The sequence below is a fragment of the Mucilaginibacter ximonensis genome (genome assembly GCF_042686265.1).
Classification (GTDB): domain Bacteria; phylum Bacteroidota; class Bacteroidia; order Sphingobacteriales; family Sphingobacteriaceae; genus Mucilaginibacter; species Mucilaginibacter ximonensis.
Genome location: NZ_JBHUPD010000002.1, coordinates 59584 through 77217, shown reverse-complemented (window position 1 = coordinate 77217; position 17634 = coordinate 59584). Strand labels below are relative to the sequence as shown.

Annotated in this window: 19 protein-coding genes; 10 read left to right on the top strand and 9 right to left on the bottom strand. The window is 42.1% G+C overall.

The window, feature by feature from the left end:
• The first annotated feature begins 111 nt into the window (after positions 1-111).
• From ACFS5N_RS08000 to ACFS5N_RS07985, 4 genes are read left to right on the top strand one after another with little or no spacing between them, the layout of a single operon-like run.
• Positions 112-1176 carry a sensor histidine kinase gene (locus tag ACFS5N_RS08000; RefSeq protein WP_377184054.1) on the top strand — a complete coding sequence of 355 codons (1065 nt, stop codon included), beginning with the start codon at positions 112-114 and terminating at the stop codon, positions 1174-1176.
• 47 nt (positions 1177-1223) lie between these two features.
• Positions 1224-1874: a DUF47 domain-containing protein gene (locus tag ACFS5N_RS07995; protein WP_377184052.1), complete on the top strand. Its 651-nt coding sequence runs from the start codon at positions 1224-1226 to the stop codon at positions 1872-1874.
• Between the two features lie 5 nt (positions 1875-1879).
• Positions 1880-2893, top strand: coding sequence for an inorganic phosphate transporter (locus tag ACFS5N_RS07990; RefSeq protein WP_377184050.1), 1014 nt, complete (start codon positions 1880-1882; stop codon positions 2891-2893).
• A gap of 28 nt (positions 2894-2921) precedes the next feature.
• On the top strand, positions 2922-3623 hold the full coding sequence (locus tag ACFS5N_RS07985) for a DUF4197 domain-containing protein (RefSeq protein WP_377184047.1): 702 nt from the start codon (positions 2922-2924) through the stop codon (positions 3621-3623).
• 2 nt (positions 3624-3625) lie between these two features.
• Here the strand turns inward: ACFS5N_RS07985 and ACFS5N_RS07980 are convergent, their stop codons facing one another.
• The 6 genes from ACFS5N_RS07980 to ACFS5N_RS07955 all read right to left on the bottom strand — a co-directional run bounded on the left by ACFS5N_RS07980 (position 3626) and on the right by ACFS5N_RS07955 (position 9570).
• Positions 3626-4198 (bottom strand): pentapeptide repeat-containing protein, encoded by a 573-nt coding sequence (locus tag ACFS5N_RS07980; RefSeq protein WP_377184044.1) that lies wholly within the window; start codon positions 4196-4198, stop codon positions 3626-3628.
• Between the two features lie 242 nt (positions 4199-4440).
• Positions 4441-5223: an indole-3-glycerol phosphate synthase TrpC gene (gene trpC, locus ACFS5N_RS07975; protein WP_377184042.1), complete on the bottom strand. Its 783-nt coding sequence runs from the start codon at positions 5221-5223 to the stop codon at positions 4441-4443.
• Between the two features lie 30 nt (positions 5224-5253).
• Positions 5254-5880 (bottom strand): anthranilate synthase component II, encoded by a 627-nt coding sequence (locus tag ACFS5N_RS07970; protein WP_377184040.1) that lies wholly within the window; start codon positions 5878-5880, stop codon positions 5254-5256.
• An 88-nt stretch (positions 5881-5968) separates the two neighbouring features.
• Positions 5969-7378: an anthranilate synthase component I family protein gene (locus ACFS5N_RS07965; RefSeq protein ID WP_377184038.1), complete on the bottom strand. Its 1410-nt coding sequence runs from the start codon at positions 7376-7378 to the stop codon at positions 5969-5971.
• A 238-nt stretch (positions 7379-7616) separates the two neighbouring features.
• A complete protein-coding gene (locus ACFS5N_RS07960) occupies positions 7617-8054 on the bottom strand; it encodes a cytochrome B (protein ID WP_377184036.1) in 438 nt (145 codons plus the stop codon).
• Between the two features lie 115 nt (positions 8055-8169).
• Positions 8170-9570, bottom strand: coding sequence for an MBL fold metallo-hydrolase RNA specificity domain-containing protein (locus tag ACFS5N_RS07955; protein WP_377184034.1), 1401 nt, complete (start codon positions 9568-9570; stop codon positions 8170-8172).
• Between the two features lie 148 nt (positions 9571-9718).
• On the opposite strand from ACFS5N_RS07955, the gene ACFS5N_RS07950 reads away from it, so the two are divergent.
• The 5 genes from ACFS5N_RS07950 to ACFS5N_RS07930 all read left to right on the top strand — a co-directional run bounded on the left by ACFS5N_RS07950 (position 9719) and on the right by ACFS5N_RS07930 (position 13586).
• Entirely contained in the window at positions 9719-10090 is a 372-nt protein-coding gene (locus tag ACFS5N_RS07950) for a BlaI/MecI/CopY family transcriptional regulator (RefSeq protein ID WP_377184032.1), read from the top strand.
• A 2-nt stretch (positions 10091-10092) separates the two neighbouring features.
• Positions 10093-11979 carry a TonB family protein gene (locus tag ACFS5N_RS07945; RefSeq protein WP_377184030.1) on the top strand — a complete coding sequence of 629 codons (1887 nt, stop codon included), beginning with the start codon at positions 10093-10095 and terminating at the stop codon, positions 11977-11979.
• A gap of 132 nt (positions 11980-12111) precedes the next feature.
• Positions 12112-12576 (top strand): energy transducer TonB, encoded by a 465-nt coding sequence (locus ACFS5N_RS07940; RefSeq protein WP_377184027.1) that lies wholly within the window; start codon positions 12112-12114, stop codon positions 12574-12576.
• A gap of 92 nt (positions 12577-12668) precedes the next feature.
• Positions 12669-13064, top strand: coding sequence for a hypothetical protein (locus tag ACFS5N_RS07935; protein WP_377184024.1), 396 nt, complete (start codon positions 12669-12671; stop codon positions 13062-13064).
• Positions 13065-13148: 84 nt separating this feature from the next.
• Positions 13149-13586, top strand: coding sequence for an SPW repeat domain-containing protein (locus ACFS5N_RS07930; RefSeq protein ID WP_377184022.1), 438 nt, complete (start codon positions 13149-13151; stop codon positions 13584-13586).
• Between the two features lie 74 nt (positions 13587-13660).
• Here ACFS5N_RS07930 and ACFS5N_RS07925 read toward each other — a convergent pair whose 3' ends face one another.
• The 3 genes from ACFS5N_RS07925 to ACFS5N_RS07915 all read right to left on the bottom strand — a co-directional run bounded on the left by ACFS5N_RS07925 (position 13661) and on the right by ACFS5N_RS07915 (position 17226).
• On the bottom strand, positions 13661-14908 hold the full coding sequence (locus tag ACFS5N_RS07925) for a BamA/TamA family outer membrane protein (protein ID WP_377184020.1): 1248 nt from the start codon (positions 14906-14908) through the stop codon (positions 13661-13663).
• 382 nt (positions 14909-15290) lie between these two features.
• On the bottom strand, positions 15291-16727 hold the full coding sequence (gene pyk / locus ACFS5N_RS07920) for a pyruvate kinase (RefSeq protein WP_377184018.1): 1437 nt from the start codon (positions 16725-16727) through the stop codon (positions 15291-15293).
• A gap of 79 nt (positions 16728-16806) precedes the next feature.
• Entirely contained in the window at positions 16807-17226 is a 420-nt protein-coding gene (locus tag ACFS5N_RS07915) for an IPExxxVDY family protein (protein WP_377184016.1), read from the bottom strand.
• A gap of 152 nt (positions 17227-17378) precedes the next feature.
• On the opposite strand from ACFS5N_RS07915, the gene ACFS5N_RS07910 reads away from it, so the two are divergent.
• Positions 17379-17615: an acyl carrier protein gene (locus ACFS5N_RS07910; RefSeq protein WP_031266521.1), complete on the top strand. Its 237-nt coding sequence runs from the start codon at positions 17379-17381 to the stop codon at positions 17613-17615.
• Positions 17616-17634: the final 19 nt, after the last annotated feature.

Sequence of the window (17634 nt, the reverse complement as noted above, 5' to 3'; positions counted from 1 at the left end):
CGCTTTCGCTCCGGATGACAACTATGTTAAATCTCAATTTAATAACCCTCTCTTAACATCACCTCAATATTGCCCATACCGTAATCAGTTACAAAACTGTAACTTTACTTTATGAAATTACGTGTATTGGTTTTCATCAACGCGCTGGCGGTGGCTATCACCATATCAGCTGTTAACTTTTACTTTCAGCATAAGTTTTACGACATGGCCATTACGTTTGTGGCCACCATTATATCAAGTTTTATAGTTTTTTACTGGCTGATAGAAAAGTATGTCTACTCTAAGATTAAGCTTATATACAAGTTGATCCATAACCTGAAACTGGGTCGCGATCTGCGCGAGGCCCTGGGTGAGCACATGAGCTCAGACCCGATCAATGATGTGCAACAGGAAGTAGAGGAGTGGGCGCGAGAGAAGAAAATTGAGATTGATATGTTGCGTACGCAAGAGAAATTCAGACGCGATTTTCTGTCAAATATTTCGCACGAGTTCAAGACTCCGCTTTTTGCCATCCAGGGTTATATTGAAGCTTTGCAGGATGACGATTTCGAGGATAAAGACATGGCTCGTCAGTTTTTAGATAAAGCTTCAAAAAACGTAGACCGCCTAAGCTATTTGATTCAGGATTTGGATGAGATATCAAAGCTGGAGTCGGGCGAGTTGCCGATCAACTATACAAAGTTTAAGATCAACGACTTGATCAAAGAGGTCATGGAATCATTAGAACTGAAAGGTAAGCAGCATAATATTAAGTTAATATTTAAACAAAAATATGATGAACCTATACTGGTAACTGCCGATCGTCAGAAAATTACGCAAGTGCTGACTAATCTTATTGATAACTCATTTAAATATGGCAAAGAAGGCGGTAACACCTGGATAACACTGTTTGATTTGCACGACCAAGTATTGATTGAAGTAACTGACGATGGTATCGGCATTGAAGAAAAGTACCTGCCAAGGTTGTTTGAGCGTTTTTTTCGCACAGATACCAGCCGTTCGCGGCAAATTGGGGGTTCAGGCCTCGGTTTGGCCATTGTTAAACATATTGTTGAAGCGCATCAACAAACTATTAACGTACGCAGCACAGAAGGCGTGGGCTCAACCTTTGGCTTTACGCTGCAAAAGGCCAAGCAAAACATGCCGTTTCCCCATATTCCGATACTAAAAAGTTAACATTAACTTAACATTGCAAACGTACCTTTGAAGCACATTGTATAATTATGTCGTTAAATAGCATTTTCCAATATTTCGTTCCTAAAGACAAAAAGGTATTTTTCCCGCTGTTCGAGCAGGCATCAGCCAACGTGGTAGCTATGGCTACTATTTTGGTAGAGACCGTAAACAGCAATAACCCGGCTACCCGCGAAGAGTTATTTAAACAAATTGACAAGCTGGAAAATCGTGGCGACGAGATTACACACCAGGTTTATCTGGAGCTGAGCAAAAACTTTATCACTCCGTTTGATCGCGAAGATATTCACGCTCTGACCAGTGCTATTGACGACGTTGCCGATTATATACAAGGCGCTGCTAACCGCATGAACCTGTATCGTATTGAGGATTACAATGAACATATCCGCAAATTGTCTGAATTGGTATTGCAGGCCAGCGGCGATCTGGAAAAAGCCGTGCGCGAACTGAAGGACCTTAAAAACGTTCGTGCCATTGCCGATTCATGCATCCGCATTAACAGTGTTGAAAACCAGGCCGACTATGTATTTGACCGCGCCGTTGCCGACTTGTTCCTTTACGAAAAAGACGCTATCCGTTTAATAAAATATAAAGAAATATACTCTGCGCTTGAAACCGCTACTGATATGTGCGAGGATGCGGCAGACGTTATGGAATCTATTTTAGTTAAAAACGCCTAAGTAAAATGGTTACTACCCTTTTAGTATTTGTAGTTGCGCTGGGGCTGATATTTGACTATACCAACGGTTTTCATGACGCGGCCAACTCTGTGGCTACCATTGTGTCAACCAAAGTGTTAACACCGTTTCAGGCTGTTTTGTGGGCGGCAGCCTTTAACTTCCTGGCTTATTTTGTGGTTAAAGATCATAAGGTTGCCAACTTTATATCCAAGATAGTTTTTGCCGATTTTGTGGACATGCATGTGATATTGGCCGGTTTATTAGCCGCTATCACCTGGAACCTGACCACCTGGTGGTTTGGTATCCCGTCAAGCTCTTCGCACACTTTGATTGGCGGTTTTGCCGGAGCCGGCATGACTAAAGCCATTTACATGGGTACCAATGCTTTTTTAGCGGTCAACATGCATTACATTATCCCTATTGTCCTTTATATCGTGCTGGCGCCTTTTATAGGTTTGATTATTGCCTACATCATTACCATTATCATTCTGCATATCTGTAAAAACGCCCGCCCTGCGGCGGCCGAGCGATGGTTCAAAGCCTTGCAGCTGATATCGTCGGCTTTATTAAGTTTTGCTCATGGTACCAACGATGCGCAAAAGGTAATGGGTATTTTGTACCTGTCGCTTATTGCGTCAAAAATTATTGGCGCTGGCGCGGCTATGCCCGAGTGGATACCGCTTGCATGTTATTCGGCAATTGCCCTGGGTACTATGTCCGGCGGCTGGAAGATTGTGAAAACAATGGGCAGCAAGATTACCAAGATCACGCCGCTTGAAGGTGTGAGCGCTGAGACTGCTGCTGCCGTAACACTGGGCTTTACAGAGCATTTTGGTATCCCGGTATCAACTACGCACACTATTACCGGTTCAATTATCGGTGTTGGTTTAACCAAGCGTGTATCGGCGGTTCGGTGGGGTGTTACCATTAATCTGGTTTGGGCCTGGATTATCACCATCCCTATTTCTGCACTTATTGCAGGTTTATTATTTGCCTTATTGCGCACGGTAGGCGCATAATCAATTTTGATTTTACTAATTTGCAGCCATGAAAAAATCATTGCTGTTGTTGCCTGTATTGGTTATCGGTTTGACATTGTCAGGCCTGGCCCAGATCATTCCTTCTAATCTCGAAATCGGTAATGCTTTAAAACAGGCCTTGCAGCAAGGCGCTGTTAAAAGTGCAACTAAATTGTCAGCCGTCAACGGTTTTTTTGGCGACGCTGCAGTAAAAATCCTGCTTCCGCCCGAGGCTGCAAAGGCTGAGCGTACGCTACGCAAAATGGGTCTTAACAAAGTTTGTGATGACGCCATTTTATCGCTAAACCGGGCTGCCGAAGATGCCGCTAAACAAGCCGCGCCGATCTTTGTAGATGCTATCAAAAAAATGACGTTAAAAGACGTGACAGACATTTTGCTCGCGCAACAGCAGGATGCGGCTACACAATATTTTAAACGGAGTACTACCAATGATCTTACAGCCAAATTTCAACACGTTATTAAGGTGAGTTTAGATAAAGTAAATGCTACCCGATACTACGGCACTTTGGCCGATACTTACAATAAGATTCCATTTGTTCGGAAAGTTAATCCGGATATTGCCAATTATACTACCCAAAAAGCTATCGAGGGCCTGTTCATTGAGATTGCTGCCCAGGAAGTCGAGATTCGAAAAAATCTGGGTGGTACCCGTACTACGCCGCTGTTGAAAAAGGTATTTGATTTTGCCGATAAGAATATACAGCAATAAGGTTAAACAATTTTCAGATTATACTTATAGAGCAAACCTTCGAGTCCATGAGCCGGGAAGATGGCTTTGTTCATGGTATTCAGTTCGGGGTCGATGATGTAGTTTAGGGCCGTCGAGAAGTTTACCGCGGTCAGGTCAGTCTGCCTGAAAACAGTATCAGCCAGGTTACACTCGTCAAACACAGAACCTGTAAGAGTAGCTTGGGTAAAAGTGGTTTCTTTAAGTGATGTTTTAGCGAAACGCGTCTTAGGCATCTTTTTACCCATAAACGAGGCATAGTCTAAAATACAGGATTCAAACCTGACAGTGAATAAAAAGTCCTCGCAACGGCTAAAGTTAACGCCCAGCAATTTGCAATGTTTAAAGGCGACGTCATTAAGTGTGCAACGCTCCAGCTTAAGCATAGATAAGTTGCAGTTTTCGAACACACAATCAATAAATTTGGTTACCGCAAATTCGCATTCGCTCAGGTCGCATTTTTTAAAGATACAGTTGTTGTATTCGGCATTGCGAATGGCCCCTTTGTCGAAGGTGATATCTTCAAAAACTTTATCGTCGTGAATTTGCGCGCTCATAGCATTTTGGTTATATCAAAGATAGATAAAAGGCGAGACTCCTCTGGAGTCAAAAATCTCATGTGATTGATGCTATAAACAGGATGCTCCTACGGAGCTATCTTATGGGTCAGGTTTATATTGGTATTCAATCTAACGAATGATCCGCCAATCAGGCTCCGTAGGAGCCCCGTGTTTATAGAAATCAAACCAACAAAAAAGGCTCCATTAGGAGCCTCCTGTAAATTATATCGAAGCAAATCTTACAGCGCTTTCACAAACTCAGCCATCGCCGCACCCGGGTCTGCCTGCTTCATAAAATTCTCGCCAATTAAAAATCCGTTAAATCCGGCTTGTTTCAATCCTTTAATCGTCTCGGGATTGCTAATGGCGCTTTCAGATATCTTCATAAACTCAGCCGGAATATGTTCAGCCAGTTGGTATGAGGTTTCTACAGATACGGTAAAATCGGCCAGGTTACGATTATTTACACCAATGGCGTCAAGATTTGGATTAATGCTGCGCTCCAGCTCTTCCAGGTTATGCACCTCCAACAATACATTTAGCCCAAGGCTTTTTGCCTGTTTTGCCAGTGCATCTATTTCTTTTGGAGTCAAAATAGCGGCTATCAGCAAAATGATGTCTGCACCTAATGATTTTGCCTCGATGATCTGAAACTCATCGATCATAAAATCCTTACGCAAGATTGGGATTTGGTTAGCTTGCCGGGCCTTGTGCAAATCGGCTTGGGTGCCCATAAAGAAATCTTTATCGGTCAAAACAGACAAGGCAGAAGCTCCTGCCGCAGCATAAGCGGTAGTTACAGCCTCAACCCCTGCCTGGTCATTAATAATGCCTTTTGAGGGCGAACGGCGCTTAAACTCAGCTATAATACCAGTGCGGTTGGGCGCAGTTAAAAACTCTTTAAAAGAGTAACTGTCGCGGCCGAATAAAGCCGATGACTCTAACTCTTTAATGCTGGTATTTTTTTTGGCTTCGGCAACCTCAGCCTTTTTGTTCAGTACAATTTTATCGAGGATATTCATAGATCCCAGCCCACTTGCGGGGCCGTGTGCTTAGTTGTAAACGATGTTATTAGCGCCGGCTAAATTACCATTTTTTGATTGATCGACACCTAACCAATTTTTCATCATCTCCTTACCAAACTCTGTTAATATCGACTCAGGGTGAAACTGCACGCCACGCACGTCATATTGGGTGTGGCGCAAAGCCATTACAGAATTATCGGTTTCATCAACAGCGGTCACGGTTAGTACCTCGGGCATGCTTTTGCCATCAACTACCCATGAATGGTAGCGACCTACTTTAAACTCGTGCGGCAGGCCGTTGAATAAGCGCTCGCTGTTGTCAGTTACTACAATTGGGGTGGCAATGCCGTGCATGGGTTGCTTCAGGTTATATAAAGTCCCGCCAAATACCTCTGCAATGGCCTGTTGGCCCAGGCATACACCGAAAATACTTTTTGTGGGAGCATATCTTTCAATCACTTTCAATAATAATCCAGCCTCAGAAGGGATACCCGGGCCGGGTGAAAGTATAATCTTGTCGTAGGCGTCAACGTCTTCCAGTTTAAACTGATCGTTTCTCCAAACGTCGCATTGCAGGCCAATTTCATTTACCAGGTGTACAAGGTTGTACGTGAACGAGTCGTAGTTGTCGATAATTAATATTTTGTTTGCCATATTTCACCTCGCCTTCTCTTTAATTAACAGGGGGAGCAGTTATTACGTTGTTATAGATTTATTTGTTACAAGTTTGTTACAAAGGGTTTTACAATTCTTCGGCCAATTCAAGCGCACGGCGCAGTGCCGCTATTTTGTTGTTCACCTCATTAAGTTCGCTTTCAGGTACAGAGCCCGCCACAATGCCCGCACCGGCCTGATAGTGCAGGGTATTGTTTTTACTTAAAAACGAGCGGATCATGATGGCATGGTTAAAATCGCCGTTAAAACCCAGATAGCCAATGGCGCCGCTGTAAAAGCTGCGTTTAATATTCTCATTCTCGTCAATAATTTCCATAGCGCGATATTTTGGTGCGCCGCTTAGCGTACCTGCCGGGAAGGTGTCTGCCACAACTTTAAACGTAGGTACATCAGGCAGCAGCTGACCGCTTACCATAGATACCAGGTGGATCAAGTGCGAGTAGTATTGAACTTCTTTAAAAGCTTTTACTTCGACATGATCGCAATGGCGGCTTAAATCGTTACGGGCCAAGTCAACCAGCATCACGTGTTCGGCAGACTCTTTCGGGTCGTTTTTTAAGCTGTAAGCCAGTTCGGCATCCTTCTCATCATCCCCGGTACGTTTAAATGTACCCGCAATAGGGTAAATGGTAGCACGACGGTCTTTAATAGTGATCTGTGCCTCAGGTGATGAGCCGAAAATCCTGAAATTGCCGTAGTCGAAATAAAACAAATAGGGCGATGGATTAATGGAGCGCAGTGCACGATAAACATTAAACTCGTCGCCGGTAAACTGTTTTGAAAAAGCTCTTGAAGGAACAATCTGAAAAACATCACCACGATAAATGTGCTGTTTCATTTTCTCAACTATCGCAATAAAATCCTCGTTGGTGATGTTTGACTTTTCCTCGAATTTGCTTTGGAAACTATATTCCGGGAAGTTTTTATTCTTGATCAGGTCATGAATTTTGTCCAAGCCTGTTGTGTCGGTATCGTTTTCAGGCTGATTATGGAAGATGTATAGTTCATTTTTAAAGTGATCTATCGCAATGATATAGCGGTAGATGTTGTATTGCATCGTCGGGATTTTGCGCTCGGTATTATCGCTTTGCTTTAACTTAATGGTCTCAAAATGCTCAACGGCCTCGTGTGTAAAATAACCAAACAAACCGTTGGCGGCTATCTTTACCGGTGCAGTAGCTGTTTCAAAGCTGTTTAAAAATTCGTTAATCTGCCCAATCAGCTCAAACTTTCCGGCTTCAAGGGTTTCTTGTGTTCCGTCAGGATAGCTTTTAGTTAAACGGCCGTCTTCCAATATCAGTCCGGCTATAGGGTCGCAACATACGTAGCTGGTGCTGTTTTCGCGACTGTGATAGTCAGAACTCTCTAACAACAATGAATTAGGGAAGACATCTCTTAACCGAAGGTATACGCTTACCGGCGTAGTGGTGTCGGCAAGTTGTTGTTTGTAGGTGGTATTAATTTTATACTTTTTCATTTGTTGTTATTTCAAATGTGTGTTTTAAAAATGTGCTGTAAAACAAAAGACCCGGCAAATGAGGGTTGCCGGGTCTTTGTATTAGGTTTACAATTGATTAGTTTGCTTTGATCAAAACATCGTCCGGCTGCCTTTTACAAGGTGCCACCAGCTTTTGTTATTTGTTTTTTTGATCATCGTGGACGCAAATTTAGAAAGAAAATTGAAACCGCAAATTTTTTTTATATTTTTTTCAAACTTATTTTAAGATAGAAATTTTGCCCGCAGCCAAAGCGCCAATTATAATTAGCAGTGCTAAGGTGTAAAACAGCGCAATAATTTTGTGCTTATCCTGGGCTTTTGTCAGCTTTTTAGATTTGCTGTGGCCAACGGTAATTATGGCTATGGCAATAACCATCATTACCCAGTGCTCAACGGTGAAGTAACGGGTTATCGGGTCTTTCATGGTGGTACTGTTAAACGCCACCAGCGGACTTAAAAAGTATAATACAATACCAATTAACAATTGTGTATGTGCCGATATCATGGCAAACAAATTGGTTAACCTGTTGCCGTTTGTATACGGCCTGTTACCCAGCCAGCCAATAAAAGCCGAAATTATAGCATAAATAAATAATACCAGGACAATGTACCTGAAACCCGAGTGCAGGTGTTGTACGAAGCTATATGCGTTCATGATAATGATAGTTTTTTGACGAAGATACGAAGCCCCCTCTAAATCTCCCCCAGTAGGGGAGACTTTTAAAATATAATTTTTAAAGACCTCCCTCCCGGGGAGGGTCTGGGTGGGGCTATAGTCCAATCTTTTGATGCTGATAGGGTATCTCTACGTTATGATAGCCCTGATCTTTTAAGCGTTGTGCAAAGTTTTTTTGTACCTCATACTCACCATGTACCAGGAAAATCTTTTTCACTTTCTCCGGGTCCTGGCATTGCAGAAAGTGCAGCAGATCCTCATAATCGCCGTGGGCGCTCATAGATTTGATGGAGCGAACTTCGGCTTTAACATCATACCTTTCACCAAAAATATAAACCTCTTTATCGCCATGCACCAAATGGCCGCCTAATGAACTCGGTTCGCAATAACCTACAATAAGTATGGTAGTTTTTGGATTGTCGATGTTGTTTTTAATATGGTGTTTTACCCGGCCGGCCTCGGCCATGCCTGATGATGAAATGATTACGCAAGGCCGCGGGTCATCATTTAAAGCGATAGATTCTTCGGTTGATTGTACAAAACGCAAGCCTTTAAAAGCAAACGGGTCTTCGTCTATCTTTAAAACCTGTTTTACGCCGTTATTATATACCTCGGGGTGATCTTTTAACACCTGAGTTGCCTTGTCAGACAAGGGGCTGTCGACGTAATACGGTACATCTGGTAAAATGCCTTTTAGCTCCAGGCCATTTAGCGCATATAAAAGCTCCTGGGTGCGGCCCACGCTAAATGCGGGAATAATCACTTTGCCTTTTTTTGTTAAGCAGGTTTCTTTAATTACCTCAAGCAATGCATTTTCAATAGGCTCCAGCTCTTTGTGCAACGAGTCGCCATAGGTTGATTCAAGGATAATATAGTCTGCCTGCGTAAAGCGTTGCGGGCTTTTAAGTAATAAATCGCCATAACGGCCAACGTCACCGCTAAAAGTAATGTGGGTTTGTTTGCCGTTTTCTGTAATAGCCAGGTGCACGGCGCAACTGCCTACGATGTGCCCGGCATCAGTAAAGTGGAACTTAATATCAGGAGTAATGGCATATTCTTCATGATACTCCACAATTTTAAACAGGCGAAGCGCCTCCATGGCTTGCTCGTCAGTGTATAACGGCTCAAGCAGGGGCAGGCCTTTTCTTTGGCGATGCTTGTTGCTGTACTCCACGTCGCTCATCTGGATTTTGGCCGAGTCAAGCAGCAGGATACGGGCCAGGTCCATTGTGGCCGAAGTACAAAATATGGGCCCGTTAAAGCCTTCGGCTACCAGTCTCGGTATTAATCCGCAATGATCAATATGTGCGTGCGACAGGATCATATAATCCAGTTTTTTGGGGTTAAAGCCAAAATGCTCATTCAGGCTCTCGGTATTTTCGCCTAAACCTTGAAACATGCCGCAGTCCAGCAAAATGCTGGTGCCGTTTTGTGTATGTATTAAGTGTTTGCTGCCGGTAACGTTACGTGCAGCGCCATGAAAAGTAATATCCATTTAAGTTTATTCGTAGTAAAAGAATAGCAACGAATATGATGAAAATATGTTCAATTAAAAATTAACTAAAAAATTAGTTGCAGATATCAAATATAACTAATAACTTAGTTTAAAATTAAAAACAGCTGTACCCTTAAATATAATATCAATGGAAATAAAAGAGTTAACCCGCGCCGAAGAACAATTGATGCAAATACTTTGGCAACTTAAAAAAGGCTTTGTAAAAGATGTGATGGAGCACCTGCCCGAGCCCAAGCCGGCGTACAATACGGTATCAACCATTATACGCATTCTGGAGGCCAAGGGCTTTGTGGCTTATACGGCACATGGTAAAAGTCACGAGTATTACCCAATCATCAGCAAAGAGCAGTACCAGAGCTTTGCTACCGATAAATTGATGAGCGGATATTTTGATAATTCTGTAAAACACATGTTCTCGTATTTCGTGAAAAAGGAAAAGATAAACCTTAAAGAAGCTGATGAGATCATGAAACTGATTGAAAAACTTAAAAAACAATAGCTATGACCTGGTGGCATTATTTATTGCTGGTAAACTTTTACCTAATACTGTTTTTTGGCTTTTATGCCCTGCTGTTACGTAAGGAAACCTTTTTTCAGCTGAACAGGGTTTACCTGGTGGCGGCTTCATTATTATCGTTCCTGATCCCGCTTATTCAGGCAGATTGGGTGACTAACCTGTTTATTACCCAGCAGGTACAACGAACGGTTTACGGTGGCACACTCATGTTGACGCCCGGATTTGTGGTGTCGGCAAAACAGTCGGGAATTACATTTGGCCAAATAGTTAATGCCATTTACATTACGGTCACGTTATTCTTAATTATACGTTTGGGCTGGCAGTTGTTAGTTCTCAAAAAAGCCATTAATGAGCCGTCGCCATCTGCAGCTTACTCATTTTTTAAAAAGATAAGCCTGGGCGAAAACGTATCACAATCAGCAGTAATTGCCGAGCACGAAGCTGTGCACGCTACGCAATGGCATTCGGTAGATGTAATGATCATTGAAATGGTAATGATTGTTAACTGGTTCAACCCCGTGGTTTACCTGTATCGCTTTGCCATAAAATATATCCACGAGTTTATTGCCGACCGGCAGGTAATTGAGCGCGGTGCCGACAAAGTAGATTATGCCCTGCTGCTATTAAGCCAAACTTTTGAAACCGATACCCATAACCTGGTTATCCCATTTTATAATCACAGTTTATTAAAAAAACGTATTAAGATGTTACAAAAAAATAAATCGCACAGAATCATGCTGGCTAAGTATGGTCTGTCTGCCCCCTTGTTTGTTTTGATGATGATCCTGTCATCGGCAACCGTAAAAAACAGCAAAGCAGTTAATGTTATCAGCAAAAAAACAGAGAAAGTATTGCAAACGCCTGCTACAGATATGATTGGCGGTAATGATAACAACGGAGAGATCCCTGCCGAAAACAAGGTAGTTGCCGGAAAACCGTCAGCCATAAATACAGTTGTCAAGGCAAATACTGACACCTTGCCTGATAATAGAGTTTTCGCGGTAGTTGAACACATTCCTGAATTTCCGGGTGGTTTACAGGCATTCGGTAGGTTTTTAGCAGATAATATCACCTATCCTGCTATCGATAAGGCCAATAAAGTAGAAGGTAGAGTTTTTGCAAGTTTTATTGTTGAAAAAGATGGCAGCCTGTCTGATATCAAAGCTATACGCGGGCCAAGTGAAACGCTTAAACAAGCCGCAGTAAATGCACTTTTAAAATCTCCTAAATGGAAGCCGGGCGTTCAGAATGGCCATGTGGTAAGAGTATCATTCACTGTGCCGGTGAGCTTTACTTTGCCTGATGCCGATAATCAGGTTTACAGCACGGTATCGGGAAAAGCGCCAATGTTTCCGGGAGGATTAGAAGCCTTTGGTAAGTTTCTGTCTGAGAAAATTAAATATCCGAAGGAAGACCGGGAAAATGGTGTTTCAGGAAAGGTGTTTTGTACATTCATTGTTGAAAAAGACGGAACGCTATCGGATATTAAAGCTGTGAGGGGACCTTCAGCGACCATGAATGCAGAGGCGGTAAGAGTATTAATGCTGTCGCCTAAATGGACGCCGGGTATGGACAACAATAACAAACCGGTCAGAACATCGTACACTGTACCCATAAACTTCACCTTGGAAGAGCAGTATGACGGTACTGCTAAAGTTGAGATAAATAAATTATTGAAGCAAACAAACGACGCCAACAGGCCACTTTATGTAATTGATAATGTAAAATACCTGCCTGGCAAATCTATACCTAAAATTGCTCCGCAAGACATTGACGCGGTAAGCATTTTGAAAGATGAAAGTGCTAAAGCTTTATATGGCGATGCCGGTAAAAACGGCGTAATCATTATTACTACCAAGAAAAAGAAATAACCTATCTGAACCCTTCATAACTGGAAAGCCTGCGATTAATTGGTCGCAGGCTTTTTTGTTGGAGTGATTTGGAATTAATTTCTAAATTTAGGTCGATCATTAATTAAATCATCTACCTAAACCAAATCTACGATGCAAAAGAAAACCAATAGTTTATTAATGCCGCTTGCTAAATATACTTTAGTGTTGCCGTTCATTTTTTTAATGACGATGTCGTTATCGGCAAAGACAAAAGTTAATTGTACAGTTCACAAAGCATCGGCTACAGATACCATTTATACAACAGTTGACAAACAACCCGAATTTCCCGGCGGTATGGGTGCCTTTTACAAATTTATAGGTGGTATAGTGCATTATCCTGCGGTTGATATGGAGTCGCGGGTGCAAGGTAATGTAGTAGTAGTTTTTGTAGTTGAGCCGGATGGTTCTCTGTCAAATATCAAAGCCGTACGCGGCCCGAGCGAAACCTTAAAACGCGAAGCGTTACGTGTAGTGTCATTATCGCCTAAATGGAACCCCGGCATAAAAGACGGAAAGGCAGTAAGAACCTCGTACACCGCACCAGTAAGGTTTGTGATGACCAAAACGCTTTATTGATCAAATTTCCTCGCGGGCACTGTTCTTTTTTTATTTGCATAGCTTGATCAACCAAAATAGGTTATATTTAAGTACCCAAAATTAACCATGTTATGAACTGGAAACTCATTTTTCAATTATCGGTATTTGGCCTTATCATGGCTTTTGCTACCATCTCACTGGTGCCTGAGCGGGCCGAGCCGTTGTTTTGGATAGTGATATTTGTATTTTGCGCCATTGTGATTGCAAGGGCGGCGCCTGGTAAATATTTCTTACATGGGTTTTGCGTAAGCTTGATTAACTGCGTTTGGATAACAGCTGCGCATATTTATTTTTATGACAGCTATGCGGCCCATCACGCCGATATGGTAAATATGTACAGAGGCATCCATCCGCGTCGCATGATGTTGGTATACGGACCAGCATTTGGTGTGGCATTTGGGTTAGTATTAGGCCTGTTTGCATTTGTGGCCTCAAAATTGACCAATAAAAAACAGGCAGAAGCTTAGCGCGTCATTTTTTTAAATTAAACAATGATGTTATACATAAATTATTAATTTTGCCGCTAAGACAAACATTAACATCAACATATAATGAAACCTTTCATTTCAAAAACAGCTTTCGGAGTTTTAAACTATGTTATAGCTCTGGTGCTTATAGCATCGCCCTGGGCATTTGGATTTACGCATGCTACTAATGCAGGCGCTGTGTTATTGCCAATTTATTTAGGTTGGTTAACATTGATCATGGCTATATTTAGCCAAAACCCGCTTGGTTTCAGACAGCTTAATGTTTTGCCTGCACAAATGCACAATTTGGTTGACGTTTTAATGGGTTCATTCCTGATGTGTCTGCCTTTTACCTACGCTTTTTGCAATGAGGTTTTTTGGCCACACTTTTTGTTAGGATTGGCTTTATTAATAAAAGGTGTTTTTACACAAGAGTCGCCTTTTTTAACCCGCCCGCACCGCAGCTTGCCTGAAGCAGGTATCTCATCAATTGATGCCAGCGAAGGCAGATTGAATCATTAAGATTTACTCCCATACAAAATAAAAAAGCGGGTTTGACATCATGTCAAACCCGCTTTTGCGTTATATAGATGGTTCTAAAACACTTCGTTTAAGCCCAGGAATATCCCTTTCGAGCCATAATTGCCCATTCCGTAATCAATACATAAATTAGAGCGCGAGTATTTGTTAAACAGTATCCGCAATCCAACGCCGGCTCCTGGCTCAATAAATTCGCCCACTTTAATATTACGGGTATTGCTGGCCGTCTCGGCATTGGCAAAAAGCACACCTCCGAATAATTGGCTATTGCATAAGGGGAAACGATACTCGGCTTCTGAATAAGCAAATGAAGGACCTTTAAAGCGGCCTATCGTGTAAGCCCTGCCAATGCGGTTAGCAGCATCGCTGCCAGTGCCCGGCAGTTCAAGATAAGGCAGGGTGCCGTTTAACAGGTAACAACCCCAGTACCAAAAGGCTATCAAATGCTCCGGGCTTTTTTTTGAAAGAGTCCAATATTTACGTAGCTCAGTTTTTATTTGTACTGATTTATGCTCACTGCCCAGCCATCGCTCGTTGAGACGTAGTACCACATCGGCATACATACCGGTGTGCGGCTGATTTAAATGATCGCGAGAGTTGTACTCCATATTAAACAACAAACCATTGGCCGAATAACCAGAGGTAGGGAAGTGGTTCATGCGGCTATAGCGAAAGTTATGGGTGTCGGGTCGGGGACCCATTTGGCGTTCATCGTCAATATTACTATAATTATTGAATATGACTCCTGCTCCTGCGTACACATGCTCAAATAACTTTCGATAAATACGCTCTGTAATTTTCAAATAACTGAATTTAATCGGGAACACGTCAGGGTTGTTATCCAGCGGCAAATTATTGAACGAAAAGCTGCCGTCGCCCTGTGCCATGTGGCCCGTGCCTGCGCCATAATCTAATGCAACGGTTTTGCCAGCTTGTATACCGCCCTGTAAGTTATAGAGGTCGTCGTTGGTAAAAATGTTGTTCTTGGCTTCAAAGGTCATCAGGCCCTTTGTAGAAATGTAAGCATTGGCGTTTACTACAGAAAATGTGGTTGTTTTGGGGTTGCCGAACGTATGGCCACCGGTTGACGTTACACCTATGACAAAGCCAATGCTGGGATTATACCCTGCCGAAGGCAGTGTGGAAAAGTTAGAATGGGTCTTGACGTTGCCCGATGTATCCTGACGAGCTTTGCCTCTAAAAAAATTGCTGATGATCTCTTTGGCATCTGTCTGTTTGCTCACCACCTCGGGTGGGTCCTGTTTATCTTGTGCACACGATATCCCGGCGCAGAAAAGCGCCATGCATGTCATCAGGACATGCTTCAACACTGGTTTAATCACTAGCTAATTAGGGTTAACTCCCCTAATATAATTAAATGACCTGTAATTGGCAGAATTTTTAAAAGATACAAATAATTGCGCTGTTAAATTTAAGTTAGTATATTGACAATAAATTGTTAAAGCGCTATGTTTAAACCTTAAACGTGTTTAGCAGTCACATCAAAGCAACAACAAAAATTAAAAAGATATGAGGATTGTGAGAATATATCTGGATTATTACTTCGGCGGGCCGTCTAAAATAGACAATTTGGTGTGCCAGGCCGGCATCTACTAAAATGCCGGAAGCAAAAAGGGCTGAATATCAATTGATATTTAGCCCTTTTTTATTATACCGTTGGTGTGATTATTCAATCACGGTTACTTTCAGCATATTGGTTTTACCGTGGTTAACAATTGGTATAGCTGCCGTATTAATTACAACGTCACCAGTTTTAACCAGGCCTTCAGCTTTTAGCAGGTTGTTTACATCGGCAATGGTTTGGTCGGTGCTCTCTACTTTGTCGTAGTAGAAAGTACGCACACCCCAAACAAGGCTCAACGCATTTAACAAGTGTTTATTAGCGGTAAAGATAAAGGTAAGCGCTTTGGGGCGATAGCTTGATATTTCATAAGCAGTATAGCCCGAAGTAGTCATTGATACAATACCTGCAGCATTGGTATGGTCAGCTAAATAAGCGGCCGACTGGCAAACTGCGTCGCTTAAATGGCTGGCCGGGTTGGCTTCAGGGTTAGCATCTCTCTCCAAATGGTAAGGGTAGCCCAACTCTTCAACGTTACGCACAATTTTAGCCATTGTTTCAATAACAATCAGCGGGAACTCACCAACTGAGGTCTCGCCGCTCAGCATCACCGCGTCGGCACCGTCTAATACCGAGTTGGCAACATCATTCACCTCTGCACGGGTTGGGCGTGGGGTGGTAATCATTGATTCCAGCATCTGCGTAGCTACGATAACCGGTTTTCCGGCCGCACGGCTTTTGCGGGCAATCATTTTTTGCAACAGCGGAACTTCTTCTAAAGGTAATTCAACTCCCAGGTCACCACGGGCAACCATGATGCCGTCAGTAGCGGCAATGATCTCGTCGATATTTTCGATAGCCTCAGGCTTCTCAATTTTAGCAATTACTTTGGCTGCTTTACCGCTGCGGGCAATCACTTGTTTCAAATCTATGATGTCGCCGGCGTTACGCACGAAAGAAAGGCCGATCCAATCAAGATCCCACTCCAGTGCATACTGCAGGTTCTCTAAATCTTCTTCAGTTAAGCTCGGAATAGAAACTTTAGTGTTTGGAAGATTAACACCTTTGCGAGAGGTAAGGATACCACCATGTACAACCTCGCAAACTACAGTATCAACTTTGTTGGTTTCTAAAACGCGCATCTGTATCTTTCCGTCATCTAACAAAATGATCTCGTTAGCCTGTACATCCTGAGGGAAAGCCTCATAAGTAATGTAAATCCGGTTATCGTCGCCAACGCACTCTTGGGTAGTAATATTAATATGTGTACCGTTTATTAAGTGTATGCCACCATCTTTTACTAAACCAATACGAATTTTTGGTCCCTGCAAGTCGGCCAAAATGGCTACGTTGGTTTTGTGCTGCTCGTTGATTTCCCTGATCAGGTCGACAAATTTTTTGTGATCCTCAGGTTTTCCATGCGAAAAATTAAGACGGCAAACGTTTACGCCGGCCTTAATCATCGCCAACAAGGTTTCTTTCTTGGAGCTTGCAGGCCCCATCGTGGCAACAATCTTGGTACGGTTATAAGGTATGTTCATAGTTCTTTTTGGGGTTCTCTTTTTATTGGTGTACATCCTGTAAATCAGATGTGCAGAATGGTATTATTCAAATTTGGCGCTAAAATAAGAGATTTTCGCGTGATTTTATTTTTTTAGGGTCAATCTTTATAGCTGTTACAATTTCGGGTATCTTATTAAGGCCCGTAATAATGTTTTCAAGATCATTGTCATCGATATAATTTTTAATCATCAGAAAAAAATCGGCCTTTTTCATTTCAGGTATCAAATAGCCTTCGCTGCCTTTATTACCTATAAAAAAAAAGTCTGTTTCGCTTGATTCCCAGTGGTAAGTGTAAAACGAGAAGAATGACGGCTCTTCACCATGATGAATGTCAACCTCCAGGTCGTCGCCTTTAACAAAATTAAAGTTTAAACACTTGTTAATAAGGTAACAAATGCGATAATCTTTTAGCGATGTTGTAACTGCAATGAGTACAAAATCAAGATCAATCTCAAACTTTAAAAATTTCTTGTTCAATTATGATTACATTTGCGCCCAGCAAAAATACAAATTGAAACCTTTTGCTTTTAAAATTTGTTACCCATCAACAGTAAAAAGTTTTAGATTTGATATTTAACAGATTTTATTTTTCTTTGCACTGAAATTATTAATCATTAAACAATAAAACTATGTCTGATATCGCTTCAAGAGTAAAAGCTATTATCGTGGAAAAATTAGGTGTTGACGAAAGTGAAGTTACACCTGAGGCTAGCTTCACCAATGATCTTGGTGCTGACTCTTTAGACACCGTGGAACTTATCATGGAGTTTGAAAAAGAATTTAATGTGGCTATACCTGACGATCAAGCTGAAACTATCGGCACTGTAGGTCAAGCCGTAGCTTACCTTGAAAAAAACGTTAAATAAGCTCTCCTTAATTCAATTA